20 protein-coding genes and 1 tRNA gene are annotated in these 21,014 nt (G+C 50.1%); 3 read left to right on the top strand and 18 right to left on the bottom strand.

Going from position 1 to position 21,014, the window contains the following annotated elements; genetic code table 11:
- Positions 1-112 precede the first annotated feature (112 nt).
- Complete coding sequence (locus tag IO95_RS10355; protein WP_023490408.1) at positions 113-1,156, top strand: 5-bromo-4-chloroindolyl phosphate hydrolysis family protein; 1,044 nt, start codon at positions 113-115, stop codon at positions 1,154-1,156.
- A gap of 241 nt (positions 1,157-1,397) precedes the next feature.
- Here IO95_RS10355 and IO95_RS10350 read toward each other — a convergent pair whose 3' ends face one another.
- From IO95_RS10350 to uvrY, 5 genes are all read right to left on the bottom strand, one after another.
- The gene (locus IO95_RS10350; RefSeq protein ID WP_023490410.1) at positions 1,398-1,832 is read right to left on the bottom strand and encodes a hypothetical protein; all 435 of its coding nucleotides are present in this window, start codon (positions 1,830-1,832) and stop codon (positions 1,398-1,400) included.
- Between the two features lie 336 nt (positions 1,833-2,168).
- Positions 2,169-2,244 (bottom strand) — tRNA-Gly (locus IO95_RS10345).
- A 143-nt stretch (positions 2,245-2,387) separates the two neighbouring features.
- The gene (gene pgsA, locus IO95_RS10340; RefSeq protein ID WP_023490411.1) at positions 2,388-2,939 is read right to left on the bottom strand and encodes a CDP-diacylglycerol--glycerol-3-phosphate 3-phosphatidyltransferase; all 552 of its coding nucleotides are present in this window, start codon (positions 2,937-2,939) and stop codon (positions 2,388-2,390) included.
- A gap of 58 nt (positions 2,940-2,997) precedes the next feature.
- A complete protein-coding gene (gene uvrC, locus IO95_RS10335; protein ID WP_072011664.1) occupies positions 2,998-4,830 on the bottom strand; it encodes an excinuclease ABC subunit UvrC in 1,833 nt (610 codons plus the stop codon).
- Positions 4,823-5,479 carry a UvrY/SirA/GacA family response regulator transcription factor gene (uvrY, locus tag IO95_RS10330; protein ID WP_023490413.1) on the bottom strand — a complete coding sequence of 219 codons (657 nt, stop codon included), beginning with the start codon at positions 5,477-5,479 and terminating at the stop codon, positions 4,823-4,825. The genes uvrC and uvrY overlap by 8 nt, the downstream gene beginning before the upstream one ends.
- A 967-nt stretch (positions 5,480-6,446) precedes the next feature.
- Between uvrY and IO95_RS10325 the strand changes: the two genes are divergently transcribed.
- A complete protein-coding gene (locus tag IO95_RS10325) occupies positions 6,447-6,671 on the top strand; it encodes a DUF2594 family protein (RefSeq protein WP_023490414.1) in 225 nt (74 codons plus the stop codon).
- A 116-nt stretch (positions 6,672-6,787) separates the two neighbouring features.
- On the opposite strand, the gene IO95_RS10320 is transcribed toward IO95_RS10325, so the two are convergent.
- On the bottom strand, positions 6,788-7,216 hold the full coding sequence (locus IO95_RS10320) for a universal stress protein (protein WP_023490415.1): 429 nt from the start codon (positions 7,214-7,216) through the stop codon (positions 6,788-6,790).
- A 675-nt stretch (positions 7,217-7,891) separates the two neighbouring features.
- Here IO95_RS10320 and cycA point away from each other — a divergent pair.
- On the top strand, positions 7,892-9,292 hold the full coding sequence (cycA, locus tag IO95_RS10315; RefSeq protein ID WP_023490417.1) for a D-serine/D-alanine/glycine transporter: 1,401 nt from the start codon (positions 7,892-7,894) through the stop codon (positions 9,290-9,292).
- A gap of 83 nt (positions 9,293-9,375) precedes the next feature.
- On the opposite strand, the gene IO95_RS10310 is transcribed toward cycA, so the two are convergent.
- From IO95_RS10310 to hypB, 12 genes are all read right to left on the bottom strand, one after another.
- Positions 9,376-9,600, bottom strand: a complete 225-nt coding sequence (locus tag IO95_RS10310; protein WP_023490419.1) for a hypothetical protein — start codon at positions 9,598-9,600, stop codon at positions 9,376-9,378.
- 168 nt (positions 9,601-9,768) lie between these two features.
- Positions 9,769-10,827 carry a nicotinate-nucleotide--dimethylbenzimidazole phosphoribosyltransferase gene (cobT, locus tag IO95_RS10305; protein ID WP_023490420.1) on the bottom strand — a complete coding sequence of 353 codons (1,059 nt, stop codon included), beginning with the start codon at positions 10,825-10,827 and terminating at the stop codon, positions 9,769-9,771.
- Positions 10,828-10,839: 12 nt separating this feature from the next.
- A complete protein-coding gene (locus IO95_RS10300) occupies positions 10,840-11,451 on the bottom strand; it encodes an adenosylcobalamin/alpha-ribazole phosphatase (RefSeq protein ID WP_023490421.1) in 612 nt (203 codons plus the stop codon).
- A gap of 48 nt (positions 11,452-11,499) precedes the next feature.
- Positions 11,500-12,246, bottom strand: coding sequence for an adenosylcobinamide-GDP ribazoletransferase (gene cobS / locus IO95_RS10295; RefSeq protein WP_023490422.1), 747 nt, complete (start codon positions 12,244-12,246; stop codon positions 11,500-11,502).
- Entirely contained in the window at positions 12,243-12,785 is a 543-nt protein-coding gene (gene cobU, locus IO95_RS10290) for a bifunctional adenosylcobinamide kinase/adenosylcobinamide-phosphate guanylyltransferase (RefSeq protein ID WP_023490423.1), read from the bottom strand. Before cobU ends, cobS begins: the two co-directional genes overlap by 4 nt.
- Positions 12,782-14,323, bottom strand: coding sequence for a cobyric acid synthase (locus tag IO95_RS10285; protein WP_023490424.1), 1,542 nt, complete (start codon positions 14,321-14,323; stop codon positions 12,782-12,784). Before IO95_RS10285 ends, cobU begins: the two co-directional genes overlap by 4 nt.
- A 153-nt stretch (positions 14,324-14,476) precedes the next feature.
- On the bottom strand, positions 14,477-15,067 hold the full coding sequence (locus IO95_RS10280) for a HupE/UreJ family protein (protein ID WP_023490425.1): 591 nt from the start codon (positions 15,065-15,067) through the stop codon (positions 14,477-14,479).
- A 70-nt stretch (positions 15,068-15,137) separates the two neighbouring features.
- A complete protein-coding gene (gene hypF, locus IO95_RS10275) occupies positions 15,138-17,498 on the bottom strand; it encodes a carbamoyltransferase HypF (protein WP_023490426.1) in 2,361 nt (786 codons plus the stop codon).
- Between the two features lie 110 nt (positions 17,499-17,608).
- Positions 17,609-18,637, bottom strand: a complete 1,029-nt coding sequence (gene hypE, locus IO95_RS10270) for a hydrogenase expression/formation protein HypE (RefSeq protein ID WP_023490427.1) — start codon at positions 18,635-18,637, stop codon at positions 17,609-17,611.
- Entirely contained in the window at positions 18,637-19,752 is a 1,116-nt protein-coding gene (gene hypD, locus IO95_RS10265) for a hydrogenase formation protein HypD (protein WP_023490428.1), read from the bottom strand. Before hypD ends, hypE begins: the two co-directional genes overlap by 1 nt.
- Positions 19,739-20,029 carry a hydrogenase maturation factor HybG gene (gene hybG, locus IO95_RS10260; RefSeq protein ID WP_023490429.1) on the bottom strand — a complete coding sequence of 97 codons (291 nt, stop codon included), beginning with the start codon at positions 20,027-20,029 and terminating at the stop codon, positions 19,739-19,741. The genes hypD and hybG overlap by 14 nt, the downstream gene beginning before the upstream one ends.
- Positions 20,029-21,006: a hydrogenase nickel incorporation protein HypB gene (gene hypB / locus IO95_RS10255; protein ID WP_023490430.1), complete on the bottom strand. Its 978-nt coding sequence runs from the start codon at positions 21,004-21,006 to the stop codon at positions 20,029-20,031. The genes hybG and hypB overlap by 1 nt, the downstream gene beginning before the upstream one ends.
- Positions 21,007-21,014 lie beyond the last annotated feature (8 nt).

The following is a 21,014-nucleotide window of genomic DNA, read 5'->3' as shown; positions in this document are numbered from 1 at the left end:
TATAGCACCTCATGTTAGTGCGGCTTCCGCCGTACTGACATGAGGTGTGGGCTAAAACCTTATCCTCTGCCCAGTTATCGCAGCATTCACTAAGGACCATACGGAGCACCTGATGTCAGACAACCCCCAAAATAATCCCGTCGTCAACGTTTTAACGTCGACCAAAAGTAAAATCAAACGGGTTGCCCGGCGTATTGGCTTCCACTTTGTTGCCCTCTTAACGGGCGCAATAACTGACGGAAAAACAATCCTGACTAACCTGAATATCGTGGATGCTTTCCCGGATAAGGAACCACAAGACTTGAATGGACCTATCAGCGCGCTGGTCTATTTTAATATGCTGCTACTGTTCCCCTTTCAGCCAAACCCAGCCGCCACTTTATTAGGAATTATTGCCACCGTTGTCTCTATTTTTACTGGTTACGGCCTTATGGGGCTGATCTTCGGCGGGCTGACCGCTTTCATCATCTATACGATTAACCGTCGTAAAATAAGCCTTGGCAGCATATTCCCGCTCTTGATCATCATTATCGCTATAGCGGATAACCCTCTTTTAATCACCTCCGCTCCGCTGTGGTATTACATTTTGCTGGGCGGCATCATTACTGCCGGTATCATCTATCACGATGCCATCACATTGATGATAGAACGTGTTACTAAAAAACGCTCACCATCCGTTCCTATGAAACAGACCGTGGTGGAGAATACCCCGCCCCCTGTTGCTCCCCCCAACCCTTACTCTTTTGATATGCAGACTTACCTGACTACACTGCAGGAAATCCAGCGGCTCAAAAAAGCCCTGCCGGCGGATTTCATCCCCCTGATCGATACCATCAGCCTCAAAACCCAGGCCATCTTGCAAAGTATGAAAAGTGATGAGCGCGATACCGCTCGCGGCACGCAGTTTTTAAACCGCTACCTGCCGATTATCCGTACCAGTCTTGATCGCTTTATCCGCCTTTCCGCTCAGAGTTCCTCATCCCCCGAATTTGCTAAAATACGCCAGCAAACCTGGCAGGCATTTAGCGACATGAGCCATGTTTTCAGCGATATGAATCAGCGCCTGCTGGATAACGATGTGAATGACCTGATCGTAGATTTGAACGTGCTAGACAAATTAGCCAAATCGGAAGGGTATACGATTCCGAAAGAGTAAAGTTGCTTTAAAGAAGTGTCATGGTAGCCAATGCTGAAGATGATGGTGTTATTTAAACTAGTTCTAAATCTACAGCATTGGCAATGGAGGCTTAACAGGAGCCGTGCATAGGGTCACCCTTATTCGCCTCAGTTAAGGATGAAGAACCGGCAACAGAGTTAGTACATAAATTATCGCCGACCCTCAGCATAATCAGTACGCAAAACCTCAATCCCGGTCTCACATTACTTTAGCAATCTGATCAATTTTGCCCGCTGTTTGGCAGTTTGCCTTCTTGCTTAAGAAAATCGGTCAAGAAAAACTGTGCATTCCCTTCATCAGAAAGCGATTTGCTGTAAGAGATATACTGTGCTGTCTTCTCGCCAGGCAGATACAATTCGCCCGAATTATTGTTGTTAATGATCAGCACCACAAATTTCTTGCCATCCACCTTGACGCTATAGTCGCTACGCTCCCCCTTATTCTCAACATCCATCAACTGAATTTTCTTATCCCATTCATGGTCTGCATTTGTGATCTGCACTAATGATTTATTTTCGGAGCGCTTGCCATAGCGCAGCGTCCACACTTGAATACCCTGATTGCCCTCCCACGCCTTAACATACTCAGCCACTTCAGGACGAGTAGGCTCAGCAGAAAAACCCGTCGCCGACATCACAAAGACATACCGATACACGGCATCCCTCGGTGATTAATTACCATAACCGAGCCAAGGGATGTTATACCATACCGAATGAATATCACTGGTTATGTCACATTACGGCGTCGTCAGGTATCCAGTTGAGTTTAGCTCGCCTTTGGTAGTGCTGAATGTGCCGGTGGAATGCTAGGAGCTCTTCAATACATAGGTAGGGTTCGCTGGATTTGCGGACCAACGGTGATGGACTTATCAGTGGACCTAAATGGCCTGAATTTTAGGTTATTTCGATATAACTGAATGAGTTTTCTGAGGAATTTACACTTTGATTTCAGTGTGTTATGCAACTAACAAAGCAACTACTGGAAGGAAATTTGGAGCGGGAAACGAGACTCGAACTCGCGACCCCGACCTTGGCAAGGTCGTGCTCTACCAACTGAGCTATTCCCGCATTAATCAGAACTGACTGATAGTTTCAATCTTTCAGCAATTCACCACTGCCGTCCGATGCGATGCATTCTACTTACCTGACGTGATGAGTCAATACAATTATTGAATCATCACGTTCGTTTGCCGATTTTTGCAGCGCTTCTATCATGGAGCGCGCAAATCTTTACGCGCCGCATTCAAATACTGGAACATCGACCAGAATGTCAGCACCGTAGCGATATAGAACAACAACACAAACGACCAATGCAGCATGACGGAACTGGGTCGCCATAATAGCCCCACCAACGCCATCATCTGTGCTGTCGTTTTCACTTTGCCAATCCAGGAAACCGCCACACTACTGCGCTTGCCAATTTCAGCCATCCATTCACGTAGTGAAGAGATAATAATCTCACGCGCGATCATGGTGGCCGCCGGTAAAGTCATCCACCATACATTATAGTGCTCCGTGACTAATACCAGTGCTACCGCGACCATCACTTTGTCTGCCACCGGATCAAGGAAAGCACCAAAGCGTGTTGTCTGCTTCCAGCGTCGGGCTAAAAAGCCGTCGAACCAGTCGGTAACAGCCGCAACCACAAAAATGATAGCGCACAGCATCGGGGCCCAAGCGAATGGCAAATAAAATGCCAAAACGAAGAATGGGATCAGTACTACGCGAAACAGGGTAAGCCAAGTCGGTATATTCAATTGCATAATGCTACTATAGCTATCTGGCAAGAGTGAGATTTAAGAGTATGTTGCTACATTGCCCTCAGTGTTTCAATGCATTGTAGATCTTTTCTGCTAATGCTTGTGAAATACCTGGCACTTTTGCAATTTCCTCAACGCTGGCGTTCAATAATGGTTGCAGACCGCCCATAAATTTTAACAATGCTTGACGCCGTTTTGAACCAACGCCCTCAATCAACTCCAATGAACTGGTATTTTTAACTTTCGCTCGCTTCTGGCGATGCCCGGTGATGGCATGGTGATGCGAGTCATCACGGATATGCTGGATAATATGCAAAGCAGGAGAATCCGGTGGCAACGAAACCCCCTCTCCTTCCGGTTTGAAGAACAACGTTTCCAACCCAGCTTTACGGTCACTTCCCTTGGCGATGCCAATTAACAATGGTTTGTTTTTATCCCAGGGAACACTCAACGAATTAAAAAGATCAACCGCCATGCCCAACTGCCCTTTACCACCATCAATAAAGATCACATCAGGGATTTTTTTCTCTTCTAACGCCTTACCATAACGCCGTTTCAACACTTGCGCCATTGCCGCATAATCATCACCCGGCGTGATGCCAGTAATATTGTAACGGCGATATTCCGCACGCAGTGGACCATTACTGTCAAACACCACACAAGAGGCTATGGTTTGTTCCCCCATGGTATGGCTGATATCAAAACATTCCATGCGATTAATTTCAGCAAGATTGAGGGTTTTTGCCAACTCAGCTAACCGTTGGTGGATAGTAGATTGCTGAGAGAGCTTGGTCACCAACGCCGTTGAAGCATTGGTTCGCGCCAATTTTAGATAACGCGCACGATCACCACGCGGTTTGCTCTGAATCTGGATCTTGCGGCCGGCCAATTCACTCAATGAAGCCGCCAGCAACTCTTTTTCCGGCAAGGTAAAGTCCAACAAGATCTCCGCCGGTAGAGTCCGCATTTGGCTTCCTTGTAAGTAAAACTGCCCGACAAAGGTTTGTACCACTTCACTTAACTCGGTCCCCCCCGGCACTCTCGGGAAATAGCTGCGGCTGCCAAGCACTTTGCCCTGGCGGATGAACAGGACATGTACACAAGCCATACCTGAATCAAAAGCGACACCAATTACATCCAGGTCATCACTATTACCGGAAACAAACTGTTTCTCTGTGACACGATGAACCGCTTGAATTTGATCACGAATACGCGCCGCTTCTTCAAAATTAAGCTGTTTGCTGGCGTTCTCCATGCGTTCAATCAGTTGATGCAAGACCTGCTGATCTTTACCGGATAAAAACAGGCGCACATAACCCACCTGTTGCTGGTACTCCTCTTCACTCACTAACCCGGTCACACAGGGGGCCAAACAACGCCCTATCTGGTACTGCAGGCATGGGCGTGAGCGATTACGGTAAACACTGTTTTCACATTGGCGAATAGGAAACAGTTTTTGCAATAGCGCCAACGTTTCTCGCACCGCATGGGAATTAGGAAATGGGCCAAAGTATTCACCTTTGGCATGCTTAGCCCCACGGTGTACTGAAAGCCGAGGATGAGTATCTGCACTCAGAAAGATCAATGGATAAGATTTATCATCACGCAATAGAACGTTATATCGTGGCTGGTACAGTTTAATATAATTATGTTCCAGCAATAGCGCTTCAGTTTCGGTATGCGTAACAGTAACGTCTATTTGAGCAATGTTTTTAACTAAGTTTTCAGTTTTACGGCTGTTGACCTGAATACGGAAATAGCTCGCGAGACGCTTTTTCAGATCTTTGGCTTTACCCACATAGATAACCGTACCAGCCATATCATACATCCGATAGACGCCTGGCTGGCTGGTGACGGTTTTAAGAAATGCCTGAGCATCAAAACAGCTATTCACTGTTTGACAATCTCTCCGCATTGAATAACCCATGTTTGATGGCTAAATGTGTTAATTCAACGTCTCCACTTATATTTAGCTTGCTAAACATACGGTACCGGTAGCTATTTACCGTTTTGGGGCTGAGATTCAGTTGTTCTGATATCTCATTCACCTTCTTCCCTTTGGTAATCATCAACATAATTTGCAATTCACGCTCAGATAAGGTGCTGAACGGATTTTCTGCCTGAGGCTCCAACTGGCTTAACGCCATTTTTTGCGCAATATCAGAGGCAATATAACGCTGACCGGCATGTACCGAACGAATAGCATTAACGACCTCTTGCGGCGCAGCCCCTTTACTCAAGTAACCTGCGGCACCCGCCTGCATCACTTTCGCTGGCAAAGGATTCTCAGTGTGGATGGTCAACATGATAACCTTGATATCAGGCGAATAACGAACAATTTTACGGGTAGCTTCCAGCCCCCCGATCCCCGGCATATTCATATCCATCAAAACGATATCAACGGAGTTGCTGCGGCACCATTTAACGGCGTCTTCACCGCATTGAGCTTCCCCAACTACTTTGATGCCTTTGATATCATCAAGAATGCGTCGTATCCCTGCGCGCACCAATTCGTGGTCATCAACAAGAAGAACGCTAATCAAGGAAAAATCTCCAAATAAGGGAGTAACGTAATCAATCAACCTTTGTCATTATATCCAACAGCACTCAGCTGCTGGAATATTGGTTGAACCCTCACCCAGTCACATAACCAGCTCTGTCTCAGCAGCTGACTCGTTTGCTGCATTATTCGGCAAAAACTCCGATAACCTTGGATGATTACCTTCGCCACCTTTGGGTCTGGTCAGAGGACACTCCCATTCAGCAACTTGAATGACGACATGTATAAATGAATATTACTTGATTTTCGGCAAATAATGAATACAGATTAACGCGAACTCTCGAGTTACCTTGCAAAATCAGTCGAAAATCTTACCCTTTAACCAGTTAGGGTACAATTAATTCAACCAATATCATACAGAACCGTTCAAACCACGCACCACTCAGGGCTGTTTTGCTACAACATTAACCGCCCATCAAAAAAGCATTAACCAGGTATTTGAAATAAAAATAATGGCATTTAGCACACCAAAAGCCGCCTAAAAACCAACCAAACACGGCAGTGCCAATCGCAATAATTATCTATGCTACTGACGACTCTCTCACTAGTGTCGAACAAGTTCATCAAATTATTTGGTGCATATTCATGACCAGGTTTAACTTTCAGCCAAAATTTTTGGTCTACCTCATGGGAATCTGAGATTTGATTAAAAAAACAGCTAAAATATCAATAATTATGAACTGAATATTTATTCAATGACTTAAAAGTAAACCATTAATATTTACATGCAGCCCCGCTTATGTTGCTAATAGGTTGCTGATAGATAGCCAGCACTTGTATCACTACAATGAATCCTTCGGCCTTGAGCCAGTCTCAAAAACTCCTATCCTCAGCCAGCGGCGACCAGTTGTTGACTTGAGATGCGTTACTGCGTTGCCTTCTGGCTGCAATTTGAATAAATTTGACTATACAGCTAACTGCTGCCGAAAACCTTAAAATCAGGAGATAAAATGAGCTATATTGATTTCACCACCTCTAGCACCCCAGAAGCACTGGCAACAGAAGTTGCCTGCCTTAAAGCCACATTGACACTGATTTTAAAAGCGATTGGTCAAGCCGATGCGGGTAAGGTCATCATCAATCTGGAGCGTTTTGCAGCGCAAATTGAAGATCCCGCTCAAGCTGAAATCTTCCAAAACAGTATTCAACAGATTAAGCACGGCTACCGCCAATAATCATCTATTGTGATGGGCAGACTGCCGGTCTGCCCCTTGGTGAGCCTTTTAAAACATCGGATGGCAATTACGCAGCAGCCCCGCCGAGGGTAGAGCGGAGCTGCTTTCTTTCATGATCATCTGACTACCATCACCGATATTTTGGCATGGCGAACAATCGCGGCGGCGTTGGAACCCAGTAAGTAGGTTTTAACACTGGGGCGACGAGAGCCAATAACGATCAGATCCGCGCCTATCTCTTCAGCCAATAACAGCACTTCATCCCGCGGTGAACCAAAGCTGATGGTATAAGCAAGACGATCTTGTGGCAGATCGATCTGCTCCATGATTTTCTTCAGCCCTTCAACTGCTTTCACTTCCGCCTGATTTTCAAACTCTTTTATGCCAAACGAATAAGCAGTAACAAACGCTGATGCATCCGGCAGTGCATGAAAGAAATGCACTTGAGCACCAGACATCTTGGCTAAATACTCGACATTTTTCAGGGCATGCTCGGTTAATACATCTTCCGCAATATCTATCGGTACTAAAATGGTCTTGTACATATCCAATCCCTTCTCAATTTACCGTAATAATCATAGCTTATCGTGGGTAAGGCAGTGCAGGTACTCATTTATGCCGCTTTTGTGATCAGCGGCGCGCACGCCGTGACATCAATACGCTAACAACCGTGCCTGGATTAATGATTTATATTTTTGTGACTAAGACCGCAAAAGTAAAGAAAGCAGTGCCACTTAGTGAGCGAGTCACCAAAAAAGTTGATTAAACACCGCAATAACTGGTTAAAACTCAATTATTCCCTGCAGGAATGCGCCCGTCCCCCGATACCGAGCACCGGTCAAATAATTCAACGGACTATTTTTTTCGCATTAGTTTTTTTCATGCCAAAATAACAAAACCTGACTAATCAATAAGATAATAATACTAAAATCTGTTCATTTATCATGGCAAAGAGTAACCTTTCTCTCGCCGAGTGTCCGATTTGCCTCCCTCGAATAAGAATAATCGGTTGTTATCCCACCTTAAAATGCTGTAAAAATGTTAAGCAAAAGTGAATAAAAAACCACTTCGCTAAGGTGTGCAGTAAAAAATTAAAGGGCCACTACAGAGCTCACTCTTGCTCCACAAGTTAATTCCAGTTGCAAGGAACTCAGCCAATAGCCGATGGCTTGAAGGCAACAGGTATCTCTCTCATGACAGGTAAAACAGGACATCACCAGATGGTAGATCATTCTAAAACAACAACGGACACGCCCAGTGGCACAACAGATCATCTGCGACGGAATCTGACCAACCGACATATTCAGCTAATCGCCATTGGCGGAGCCATTGGTACAGGTTTGTTTATGGGATCCGGCAAGACCATCAGCCTGGCCGGGCCCTCTATCATTTTCGTCTATATGATCATCGGCTTTATGTTGTTCTTCGTAATGCGTGCGATGGGCGAACTGCTGTTATCTAATTTGCAATACAAGTCCTTTAGCGATTTTGCTGCCGACCTACTAGGGCCCTGGGCCGGTTTTTTTACCGGCTGGACCTATTGGTTTTGTTGGGTGGTGACCGGTATTGCCGACGTAGTGGCCATTACTGCCTATGCACAGTTCTGGTTCCCTGAGCTGTCACAGTGGATTGCCTCTTTGCTGTGCGTGCTGCTACTGCTCAGCCTTAACCTGGCAACGGTGAAAATGTTCGGCGAAATGGAGTTCTGGTTTGCGATGATCAAAATTGTCGCCATCGTCGGTTTGATCGTGATTGGGCTGGTGATGATTGCCATGCAATTCCAGGCTCCCAATGGCAGCGTGGCCTCCTTCTCGCACCTGTGGAATGATGGTGGCATGTTCCCGAAAGGGATCAGCGGCTTCTTTGCCGGCTTTCAGATTGCCGTCTTCGCTTTTGTCGGCATCGAACTGGTGGGCACCACCGCCGCAGAAACCAAAGACCCTGAAAAAGTCCTGCCACGTGCCATCAACTCGATCCCTATTCGCATCATCATGTTTTACGTCTGCTCGCTGATCGTGATCATGGCCGTCACACCGTGGAATTCAGTGGTTGCCGACAAAAGCCCCTTTGTTGAATTGTTCGTGCTGATTGGCTTGCCTGCCGCTGCCAGCGTCATCAATTTTGTGGTACTGACCTCTGCGGCCTCTTCTGCAAACAGTGGCGTATTCTCCACCAGCCGCATGTTGTTCGGACTAGCACAAGAAGGAGATGCGCCAAAATCCTTTGCTACTCTCTCTAAGCGCTCAGTCCCCGCCAACGGCCTGACCTTCTCTTGCATCTGCCTGTTAAGTGGCGTGGTCTTGATCTATCTGATCCCCGATGTGATGACCGTCTTTACACTGGTGACTACCGTCTCCGCCATCCTGTTTATGTTTGTCTGGACCATTATTCTTTGCTCGTATCTGGTCTATCGCAAACAGCGCCCGGCATTACACCAGAAATCAATCTACAAGATGCCAGCCGGTAAACTGATGTGCTGGGTATGTATGGCCTTCTTCGCCTTCGTCTTGGTGCTGCTATCACTGCGTGACGATACCCGCCAAGCCTTGGTCGTCACCCCGGTGTGGTTTGTTATTTTGGCGATCGGGTATCAATTTTGCCGCCGTAAGAAAATCGTCTGAGTTGATTAGCACCACGCCGCCAGTCTGTGCGGCGTGGTGCTCTCGCTATCTGGTGGTGCCTTAAATATCGGGTATATTGAAGGTTAACTGCGTTTTGACTGTGTACTGGTTAGCAAAGACTTGGTCACTTTAACCGCCTTGGCCGGATCACCAGCAACAAATTCGAGTGTGGGTGAATAGTAAAAAGGCAGCCACATGCCGAAATTATTCTCCCACTCCCATTTTACCGGGCATGGCCACAGAATATCTTCATATAGAATGTAATAGATCCAGCGCCCCTGTGGGCGGCGTGGCTTAAGACTTTTCATCGTTTGTTCAATAGCTTTCTCATGCCGATTCCTATGTCTCTTTTAAAGATACAACAAATCACGCAACGCTGACAGCCGCCAAATAGCCAAGGCGTCTCTCTTCAGATGCCCCGAACAGACAGGCAGATTTGCTAGGAGATACCTGATTGATCAAACCTCAGGAAATAATCAGCTCGCACTGCCAGGAATAGAGATATTGCTGTCTGCCAATAACCCCATATTGTGATACATGGCACAAGCGGCATCCACAATGTGCATGGCAATAGCCGCGCCACTCCCTTCACCCAAGCGCATATCCAAGTATAAATAGGGTGCCAACTGCAGGTGGTTGAGGGCGATGGTCGCACCTTTCTCGGCGGAAAAGTGCGATGGCAGCAGGTAGTGACGAACCTCAGGCGCAATAGCGCAGGCGGCCAATGCCGAAGCATAGGAAAGAAAACCATCCAGTAACACCGGTATCCCTGCTGCTGCTGCACCCAGCATCACCCCTGCCATACCCACCAAATCGTAGCCGCCGAGTTTGGCCAACACCGCTAAAGCATCTGAGCTATCGGGCTGGTTAACCGCAATGGCCTGACGCACGATATTAACCTTATGGTACAGGCGATCACTGGGGAAATTAGCCCCCATACCGACCACATCTTGCGGGTCACTGCCAGTAAACACGCTCACTAGCGCGGCAGCAGAGGTGGTATTGGCCATTCCTAATTCACCCACCCCAAACAACTTCACACCTTGCGCCGCTTGCTCAAGTGTCAACTGGGCACTGGCCAGCAACAATGCCTCCGCCTGCTGCCGTGTCATGGCGGCTTCACGGGCAATATTGCCACTGCCACGGGCCACCTTCATATTGATTAACCCCGGTAGTGGTTCGCTGTCGATACCGACATCAATCACCTTCACTTCTGCTCCAGCATTAGCCGCCAACACGCAAACGCCAGTATTGCCTTTTAGCATATTCAATGCCTGGATCACGGTAACTTCACGTGGAGAAACCGCGACGCCTTCGGCATAAACGCCGTGGTCAGCCACCATAACCATAATCTGCTTACGCGTGGCAAGCATCTTGTCGAAGCCACGCATCCCAGCCAATTGAATAGCCAACTGCTCAAGGCGACCGAGACTACCAGGAGGTTTAAGTAAACCATCAATTCTTGCCGCCGCTTGTTGCATCGCGCCAGCATCTAGCGGGGTGATCATCTCGATTATCGAAGATAAGGTTTGCATCGTTGTATTCTCTTATATTGCAGGTTGCCAGTGGGTACGGCTGTTAAACACCCGTAGCGTGACAAATCCCTGGTTGATCTCCAGCACGCTGTAACTCCCCTGTTCAAAATGGAAATGCCACATCCCGGCGGCAGGCATATTCAATAATCCAGCCATCAGCAAGCTCAGCGAACCTTGATGTGCTACCAGCAGGCAATCACCATCATTAGTCTGGCTTAACAACCGTTGCACCTGCTGACTAATACGCTGGGAAAAGAGTGGGAAAGATTCACCCGCAGTGGGGCAAGCTTGTTGCCAATCTGCCAACCAGGCATCCCAAGCCTGGGTATCTTGCTGCTGTAACTCGCGGTGATGGCGCATTTCCCAGTCACCAAAATTCATTTCGTTAAAACCAGGATCGGTTTGCAGCACCAACGGACGTTGCCCAAGCACTGTGGTTGCGGTCTGACGCGCACGCAATAGTTCACTGCTCAACGCCTGGGTAAAGGGCACGGCAGCCAACCATTGCGCCACCTGCTGCGCCTGCAACTCACCTTGTGGGGTCAACGGTACATCCGTTACGCCACAGAACACCCCTTGCTGATTTGCCAAGGTTTGCCCATGTCGAACCAAAAATAAACGCATCAGGCTCACTTATAACAACCACTTATAACAACCACTTATAACAACCACTTATAACAGCGCGATTAAAAAGGCCAGCTCAGCCACTTCGACCCCAGCCCCCAAGGTATCGCCAGTCTGCCCACCCAAGCGATGATTCAAATAAGCACGCAATAATAGTTGCACCAGCAATGCACAGCCCAAAGCGAACAACGCCTTGCCATGCCCTAACAGCATGATCAGTATCGCCCCTATAATCAGCGTGGATAAGGTTTGTCCCAGGCTGATCTGGCCAATATAGAGGTTGCCCAAGCCCTCGCCTTCACGGGCATAACGTTGGCGGTACATCTGTAATACCAATACCGTGCGGCTGGCGACCCCTGCGGCGGCTAACATTGACAACATTGGCAAATCACGCAATGCCAGTTCACTCACCAGCAAGACCTTCGCCAACACAATAAAAATCAGCGCCAACCCACCGTTGGTGCCAAGGCGGCTATCGCGCATGATGAGCAGCATCTTGTCACGGCTACGAGCAGAGAAAACGCCATCACAGGTATCTGCCAAACCATCCAGATGAAAAGCACCGGTGACCAGCGCCAATGCCAGTACATAACCGAGTGCCGCCAGTGGGACACCACACCAGGGGGCTAATACAGTAAAAACGCCCCCACCAATAGCACCGACAATCAAGCCAATTAACGGAAAAACCACAATACCCCGGTGATACTGATGCAGAGCTACCCCTTGGGTGTAACGCTCAGGCAACGGAATACGCGTCATAAATTGGAGGGTAGCCAGAAACAGGCGCAAACTCATTTAATTTTCACCTCAATACCCGCAACCATTAAAAATACTGACTCAGCCGCCGCTGCCAAACGTTGGTTGACCCGCCCGGCAATATCACGAAAATGCCGCGCCAAACGGTTTTCAGGCACGATCCCCATCCCTAGCTCATTAGTCACCAGATAAATCGTCGCTGGGCTGCGAGCACAGGCACCGAGCAATTCAGTCACCTGCTGTTGAATCTCTGTTTCTACTGCGTCGAAGTCGATCGCTTCAATGGCCGTCTCAGCAGTAAGCTCAAACATCAGGTTGGCAATCCAGGTGGTAATACACTCCAGGATCACCGCCTCGCCGGCCACCTGGGCATCAATGACCGGTGCTAAGGGCTGTGTTCCTTCCCAAGTCCGCCAATGGGCGGGGCGGGCCTGACGATGCTGCTTAACCCGTTCCGCCATTTCATCATCAGTCACCACTGAGGTCGCGATATACAACACCTGGTTGCTGGCCTCTGCTGCCAATCTTTCTGCCAGAGAGCTCTTGCCACTCCGTGCGCCGCCAGTAATCAGGATCATTGGACAACCTCTTCACGATGCTCATTAATTATCTGATAAAGCCTGGCAATATCGAGATGTGCGCGCAGGGTATCCGCTAAAATATCAAACTGCTGTTGTTTATAGGCGGCATAATTCAATTCTGGGCCAGCATAATTCGCTAACCCTTTACGCTGGCGTAACCCATTAAGTAGCGCACGGCAAAAGGCGTCATTGTTGAATAAACCGTGGATATAGCTGCCCAACACCTTGCCATCGCGGCTTACCGCCCCTTCTGGGGTGTGCTCTGGCTGGCCATTACGTTGAGTTAACTCAGCAAAAGGCAGGGCTTGATTGCCAAGTTGTGTAACGCCTTGATGAACTTCATAACCCGCCAGGGGCTGTCCAGCACAATCGCGCCATAGACCGGGTAAAACCGCCTGGCTAACGGCTGCCACCTGTGTGGTCACTTTTTGTGGTGCAAACTGAGTTTCCACATCCAGCAACCCCAAACCCACCATTTGCGCTACGCCAGACTCTATCCCATCGATAATCTGTTTACCCAGCATCTGATACCCCCCACAGATACCGACAATCGGCACCCCAGCCTGATGCTGCGCCAATAACGCCGTCGCCAATCCGTTTTGCTGCAACCATTGCAAATCCCCCAGGGTATTTTTGCTACCCGGCAGGATAATCAGATCAGCCCCAGCCAGTTGCGCAGGGTGTGATACATAACGTAGCTGCACATCAGGTTGCACTGAAAGCGCATTAAAATCGGTAAAGTTGGCAATATGAGGTAATTGGATCACCACGATATTCAGCACTTGCTCAGCCACAGCAGGGGCATATTGGCCATTTTGCAACGCCACGCCATCCTCATCTTCCAGATCAATATTCATCCAAGGGATAACCCCCAATACCGGCACCCCCGTCAAGGCTTCAATCTGTTCCAATCCCGACTGCAGTAACCTGATATCACCCCGAAACTTGTTGATGATGACCCCTTTTACCCGGGCTTTTTCTTCAGGCTGCAACAAAGCCAAGGTGCCATAAATAGCGGCGAACACCCCGCCACGATCAATATCTGCTACCAACAATACCGGCGCCTGTGCCATCGCTGCCATGGCCATATTAACCATGTCCCGCTCACGCAAGTTGATCTCTGCCGGGCTACCCGCCCCCTCCAGCACCATCAACTCATATTCACTGGCCAGACTGTGGTAGGCCTGACTAATTTGTTGTTGCAGTTGGTGTTTGTCTTGGTGATAGGTCACCGCGTCCCTATTACCAACGACTTTGCCCATTAGCACCATCTGAGTCTGATGGGAGCCGGTGGGTTTCAATAATATCGGGTTCATCCGCACATCGGGTTCAATACCTGCGGCCTCTGCCTGAAAAATCTGCGCCCGCCCCATCTCTTCACCACGGGCAGTAATACCGGAATTCAACGCCATATTCTGTGCTTTGAACGGGGCGACACGATAGCCATCCTGGGCAAAAACCCGACATAAACCGGCAACCAAGAGGCTTTTACCCACATCGGAAGCCGTTCCTTGCACCATGACACATCGCTTCATCATCTCTCTCCACTTCACCCAGGCAGCATCTTAACCTATTGTTTCATCTGTTTTTAACTATTGCGCGCTCAATTTGCCGTCCTTAAATAAAGACAACAAAAATGGGGCTCTGACTAGGCCCCATTCCCTCTATCCATAACGCGATTACCGCTATTAAAACAAACCGCTTAGCAAGCCAATGCCCAGTAATGATGAACCACCGCCAATCAAACGGGGCCACAGGATGTGGCTACGCGAAGAGGCCAACAGATAACCGATCGCCAAACCGCACAGATGAAGTAATACCGTGGCAATCACCATACCAGAAAGTGCAGCGGCAGAGTGAGAAAGCTCGGCGCCATGTGCCAAACCATGGAAAACCGCAAAAGCACCAATGCTCAACGCGCCACTGATCGCCGACAATTTCAGTTGCAGGGCTACCATCAGGCCGATACCCAGTAGTGACCCCGCCACGATCAGTTCAGTGCCCGGTAGCGTCACTCCGGCCATCCCCACCAACGCCCCCATCAATAATAAAGCGGCAAAGGCCAGCGGTGCCAACCACCATTGCCGAGTATTCATGGCACTCCAGATCCCTACCAGGATCATGGCAACCAGATGGTCCATCCCGGTCAGTGGGTGGATAAAACCTTCAGTAAAACTCAACACATGATGAGTACCACCATCATGCCCTACATGAGCCAAAGCCAACATCGGGAATAGCGCCAATAGAGATACAGCCATAGTTTTGACAATAATACGCATTGTGATCACCAAAATAGTTTTACCCTTGCAACCAGAGGTTGATTGGATAGGTTAACGTTAAAATCCATGATTACTGATTAAACTCAGGTATAGACTCCTTCTTATCATCCGATAATAAGTGATAGCCGGCTGCTGTAATCAGCGCCTGCCCTAACGCCACCCCGCCATCGCCCGCAGGCAAACGTGATGGCAGCAAAACCTGTAACCCCGCCAACTGTTGCACTAATAACCGCCGCAACAAGATGTTATGTAATACCCCACCAGACAAGACGACGGTATCAATACCCTGCTTATCTGCCGCACTCCGTGCCAGTTGCGCAAAACCCTGTGCTAGTGCCCAATGAAAAGCGTAAGCACGCAGGGCAGGCGAGGCACGATAACCCAGCCATTGCCGCCAGAAAGTGGCCAAGTCCAACTGGTTACCAAGCAAAGGCAACGTCACCGGTGGGTTAGCATGATGGCCCTGGTGTGCCAAGGCCTCGAGTTGGCAGGCGGCTTCCCCTTCCCAGGATATTTGCGCTGGAACAATCCGCAACGCCGCGGCCACTGCATCAAACAAGCGCCCGGCAGAAGAGGCTAAAGGTGAATTGATGCGCCGCTCAATCACCCGAGCCAAGGTGGTCGCTTGCGGTTGCGGCAGCGCACTGGCTTCCGGCAACTGTTGCCAATCTGGCACAAAGCGTAAAAACTGCGCCAACAAATTGCGCCAGGGTTGATGTGCTGCCAAGTCTCCCCCCGGTAATGCCACCGCTGGCAAGCCGCCGAGATGTTCACAGTGTTGATAATCCACCAGCAAGCACTCGCCGCCCCACAGTTGACCCGCCATGCCATAACCCAATCCATCCAGTGCCAAACCAATCACTTTGCCACCATGACGCGGCCAGGCATGTTCCGCCAGGCAGGCGACCAAATGCGCATGATGATGAAAGGTTTCCACACAGGGGATCCCCTGCTGCTTAGCCAAGGCTTTCCCCTGTTGATGGCTAAGATAGCCAGGGTGGGCGTCAACCGCCACAACCTGAGGGGTAACGCCATACATCTCACCAAATAGCGCGATCAATTGTTGCTGCTGTTGTTGGGTCGCTTCATCACCTAATGATCCCAAGTGCTGGCTTACTACCGCCTGGTCATCCCATAACAAACAGAAGGTATTTTTGTTATCGGCACCCAAGGCCAAAACAGCCGGCTGAGCAGTAAAGCCAGGGGGCAAGGTGATGGCATCTGGCACATAACCCCGCGCCCGGCGTAGCATCTCGGTGCCCTGCTCAGTGAGCCGCAACAAAGAGTCATCTGCCCGCTGAACGATCTCGCGGTTATGCAGCAACCAAAGGTCGGCAATCCCGGCAAGCTGTGACAACGCTTGTTGATTGGTTAATGCCGGGGGTTTCCCCGCAGGATTGCCCGAGGTCATCACCAATGGGCGAGCAACTTGTTGCAACAATAGGTGTTGCAGGGGGTTGGCAGGCAACATGACGCCAATCTCACCTAACCCGGGAGCTATCTCTGCACACAACGGACTCTGTGGGTGTTCTGGCAGCAAAACTATTGGTGCTGCCGGGCTCTGCAGCACCTGAAGTAACTCGCTGATTTCTGCCACCTGAACACAGGCTTGCAACCAGTTGGTATCAGGTACCATCACCGCCAACGGTTTGGCTGGGCGATATTTACGCAAACGCAGGCACTGCACCGCTTGCGGGTTGGTGGCATCACAAGCCAGATGAAAACCACCAATCCCTTTCACCGCGACAATCTTCCCCGCCAGCAGCGCTTGTGCCGCCATTTGCACCGCTTGATCTGCGGTTGCCATCACCTCACCTTGCCCGTCACTCAGCCAAAGCTGTGGGCCGCAAACTGGGCAAGCGTTGGGTTGCGCATGAAATCGGCGGTCCGCCGGGTTCTGGTACTCGGCCTGACATTGCGCGCACAGCTGGAAAGCATGCATGGAAGTATTGGGGCGATCATAGGGCATACGATAAATGATGGTAAAACGTGGGCCACAATGCGTGCAGTTAATAAAGGGATAGTGATAACGCCGGTTACTGGGTGAGTTCAATTCCTGCAAGCAGCAGGCACACGTGGCGGCATCTGCCACAATATGAGTACCCAATGGCCCGGCCCCACTACTGACAATGGCAAAGTCCTTTGGCTCCTGCTGCCAGCAAAAAGGTTGCGAGATAATGCTGTCAACACGGGCTAACGGGGGACACTCTAGCGGCAAAATACGTAAAAACTCCGCAATGTCAGGGGATGACCACAAACAGATCACCACACCAGCACCATCATTACTGACTTCACCACGCAGATTAAACCGCTGGGCTAATAACCAGATATAAGGGCGAAACCCCACGCCTTGCACTTTGCCTTTGACTCGCAGGCGCAGGCCGTTATCACCAAGCATGGTATCTTGTTCCAGCGCTTCGCTATGGACCATCCTACCCTTCTTGTCGTCCCCGTTATCATTCAAGCTCAGCAAAATGCCCTAGCCAGCTAAACCAACTACGCCATCTAAACCAACTACGCCAACTACGCCAACTACGCCAACTAGCAAATTCTCGGTAAAGGTTCATCCAACGGGAGGTCCAGCGTGCGGGTCACCCCAAACAACCCGGTCAGGCAAACCCGCCGCTTTTCTGTGGTATGGCCAATCACGGCGGCCTCTCGCCCCAGAGGGTGCTGATGCAACGCGGCCAGTACTTCGGCCTCGGCTTCCGGTGCCACCACCAGCACCAACTTGCCTTCGTTGGCAAAGTTAAGTACATCCAACCCCAGTAACTCGCAAATGCCTCTCACTGTCGGTTTTACCGGCAAGGCGCTTTCATTAATTGCCATACCGCAACCGCTGGCTGCCGCAAACTCATGCAATACCGCTGTGACGCCGCCACGAGTGGCATCACGCAACGCACGCACACCGGCAATCGGCAGCAAAGGGGCAATCAGCGGGGCTAACAAGGCACAATCGCTAACCAGATCACTTTCCAGCCCCAACCCCTCGCGCAGATTGAGAATGGTCGCCCCATGGTCGCCCAAGGTACCGCTGACAATAATGCTGTCCCCCTGGCGGATCTGCTCGGTTCCCCAGTGAACATCTGTTGGGATCACACCAAACCCGGTGGTATTGATAAAAATTTTATCTACCGCGCCACGAGGGACCACCTTGGTATCACCGGTAACAATTTCTATACCCGCCTGTTGTGCTGTGCTGGCCATCGATTGAACGATACGTTGCAAGGTGCTATAGGCCAGCCCCTCTTCCAGGATCATGCCACAACTTAAATAACGCGGTTGCGCACCACTGACCGCCACATCATTCGCGGTGCCACACACCGCCAGTTTGCCAATATCACCACCTGGAAAAAAAATCGGGTCAATCACATAGCTGTCGGTGGACACCGCCAGGCGATCACCACCGGCACAGAGCTCACTTAATGCAATACGCGCCTGATCTTCCCGCGCATTCAACGCCGGGTTGGCAAACGCCGATAAAAACAGCTCCTCAATCAGGGACTGCATGGCACGCCCCCCATTGCCATGGGCTAGGGTAATTTCCCGCTCTCTGTTTTCTTGGCGCATTATGCGTTCTCTCTTCGATACTGGTAATAAGCGGAACAGGCCCCTTCGGATGACACCATCAAGGCACCAAAAGCATTCTCTGGTGTGCATTGCTGACCAAATAGCGGGCACGCATCGGGTTTACAACGGCCAGTCAACACCTCGCCGCAACGGGCTCGGGGATCATCGGCAACACGTTGGGCTTGCGGTTTAAAGCGTAGTTCGGCATCAAAATCCGCATACTCCGCTTTAATTTGCATACCTGAGTGCGGTATCTCACCCAGGCCACGCCATTCACTGTTCTCTTTCGGGCAAAATACCTCGTCTATCGCCCGCCGAGCCAACAGGTTGCCTTGATCCGGCACAATACGCCGGTATTGGTTTTCCACCACGCAACGGCCATCACGGAATTGTTCCAGTAACATCACCAGCCCTTGCAGTATATCCAGCGGTTCAAACCCAGTGACCACTAACGGTTTATGATGATCGGTAGCAATAAACTGATAAGGGGCGATGCCCAATACCATGCTGACATGGCCCGGTGCCAAAAAGCCGTCAATACGCACATCCGGTTGCTCCAGCAGGCAACGCAACGCCGGGATCAAAATAATATGTTGGCAAAACAGGCTGAAATTGCGCAAGTTACGCTGCCGAGCCTGCTGCAAGGTCAAGGCACTGGCTGGCATGGTGGTTTCAAACCCGATACCAAAAAACACCACTTCGCGTTGTGGGTTTTCACTCGCCAGTTGCAGGGCATCCAGTGGGGAATAGACCACGCGGATATCCGCACCATGGCGGCGGGCATCCAGTAATGAGCCATTACGGCCGGGAACACGCATCGCATCGCCGTAGGTGCAGAAAATCACCTCTGGATGGGCGGCAATTTCCCGGCAGCTATCAATTCTGCCCATCGGCAATACACACACCGGGCAACCCGGCCCGTGTACAAACTCCAGGTTATCCGGCAGCAACTGATCAAGGCCAAATCTGAAAATCGCATGGGTATGCCCGCCACACACTTCCATGATTTGTAGCGGCAAGTGTTGCCCCGGTGGTAACGACAACATTAATTGCTCGATGCGCCGCAACAGTGAGTGGCATAAGGTCGGGTCACGAAACTCATCAATGTAGCGCATCAGTCTCTCCTACATCAGTCTCTCCTGCCAGGGGTTCAAAGCCGACGAGCTGCATCTGCTGCAACGCCGCCAAGGTTTCCTGCGCCTCCTGTTCATCAAGCAGGCTCATGGCACAACCGGCATGAATCAGTACCCACTGGCCGATTAATACCTGCGGAGACCCTTCACAAACCAGCGCAATATTCACGCGCACCGTCACCCCGCATACATCCACCCAAGCCAATTGGTGAATATCCTCACCCACGGCGGTCACTTTACCGGGTATGCCAATGCACATTACTGTGCCTCCAACCAGTTCAACCAAAGTTCCATCCCTTCACCACTAACGGCTGAAAGCGTGATCACCTGGATGTCTGGATTCACCTGACGGGCAAATTCAATACATTTTTCAACAGAAAAATTCACATAAGGCAGGAGATCAATCTTGTTGATGATCATCAAGCTCGAAGCCGCAAACATATGCGGGTACTTGAGTGGTTTGTCTTCCCCTTCGGTGACGGACAGCACAGCAATTTTATGCCGCTCCCCCAAATCGAAGCTGGCAGGGCACACCAGATTGCCGACATTCTCAATAAACAGCAGGCTGTTATGCTGCAATTTCAGGCGATGGGCCGCATCATGCACCATTTGTGCATCAAGATGGCAACCTTTACCGGTATTCACCTGAATCGCCGGGACACCAGTGGCACGAATGCGCTCTGCATCATTGCTGGTTTGCTGATCACCCTCAATCACGGCGCAAGGTACTTTGCTTGCCAAGCGTTGCAGCGTGGCCGTCAGCAAGGTGGTTTTACCGGACCCAGGGCTGGAAACCAGATTCAGCACCAGAATGTGCTGGGCACTGAAATGTTCACGATTATGCGCCGCCAACTGGTTATTTTTACTCAAAACATCCTGCTCAATCTGCACCAGGCGGCGTTGTGTCATACCCGGCGCATGGTTCCCGGCAGCACCCTGTCCATAGTGCAGATCTTGCGTATCGGGCTGAACTTCAGGTGTAAAAGGCTCCGCTGCAGGCACGCCTGAATAATGGTGGTGGACATCACCTTGATGGTAATAATAGTGATGATGATTGATCACCACCGCCGCAGGCCCTTGATGCTGATGTGCTTCGCCATGGTGGTGGCCGTGATGATGGTGGCCGTGGTCGTGATGGTGGTGGTCGTGATGGTGATCTTCAGGATGATCGTGATGATGATGTTCATCACCCTCGATGCTTTTCTCTCCCAAGCCGCAACCGCAAGTTGTACACATGGTTTGGT

This window comes from Serratia sp. DD3 (assembly GCF_000496755.2).
The sequence above is the reverse complement of the archived record's forward strand: the minus strand, read 5'-3'. Positions and strand labels throughout refer to the sequence as shown.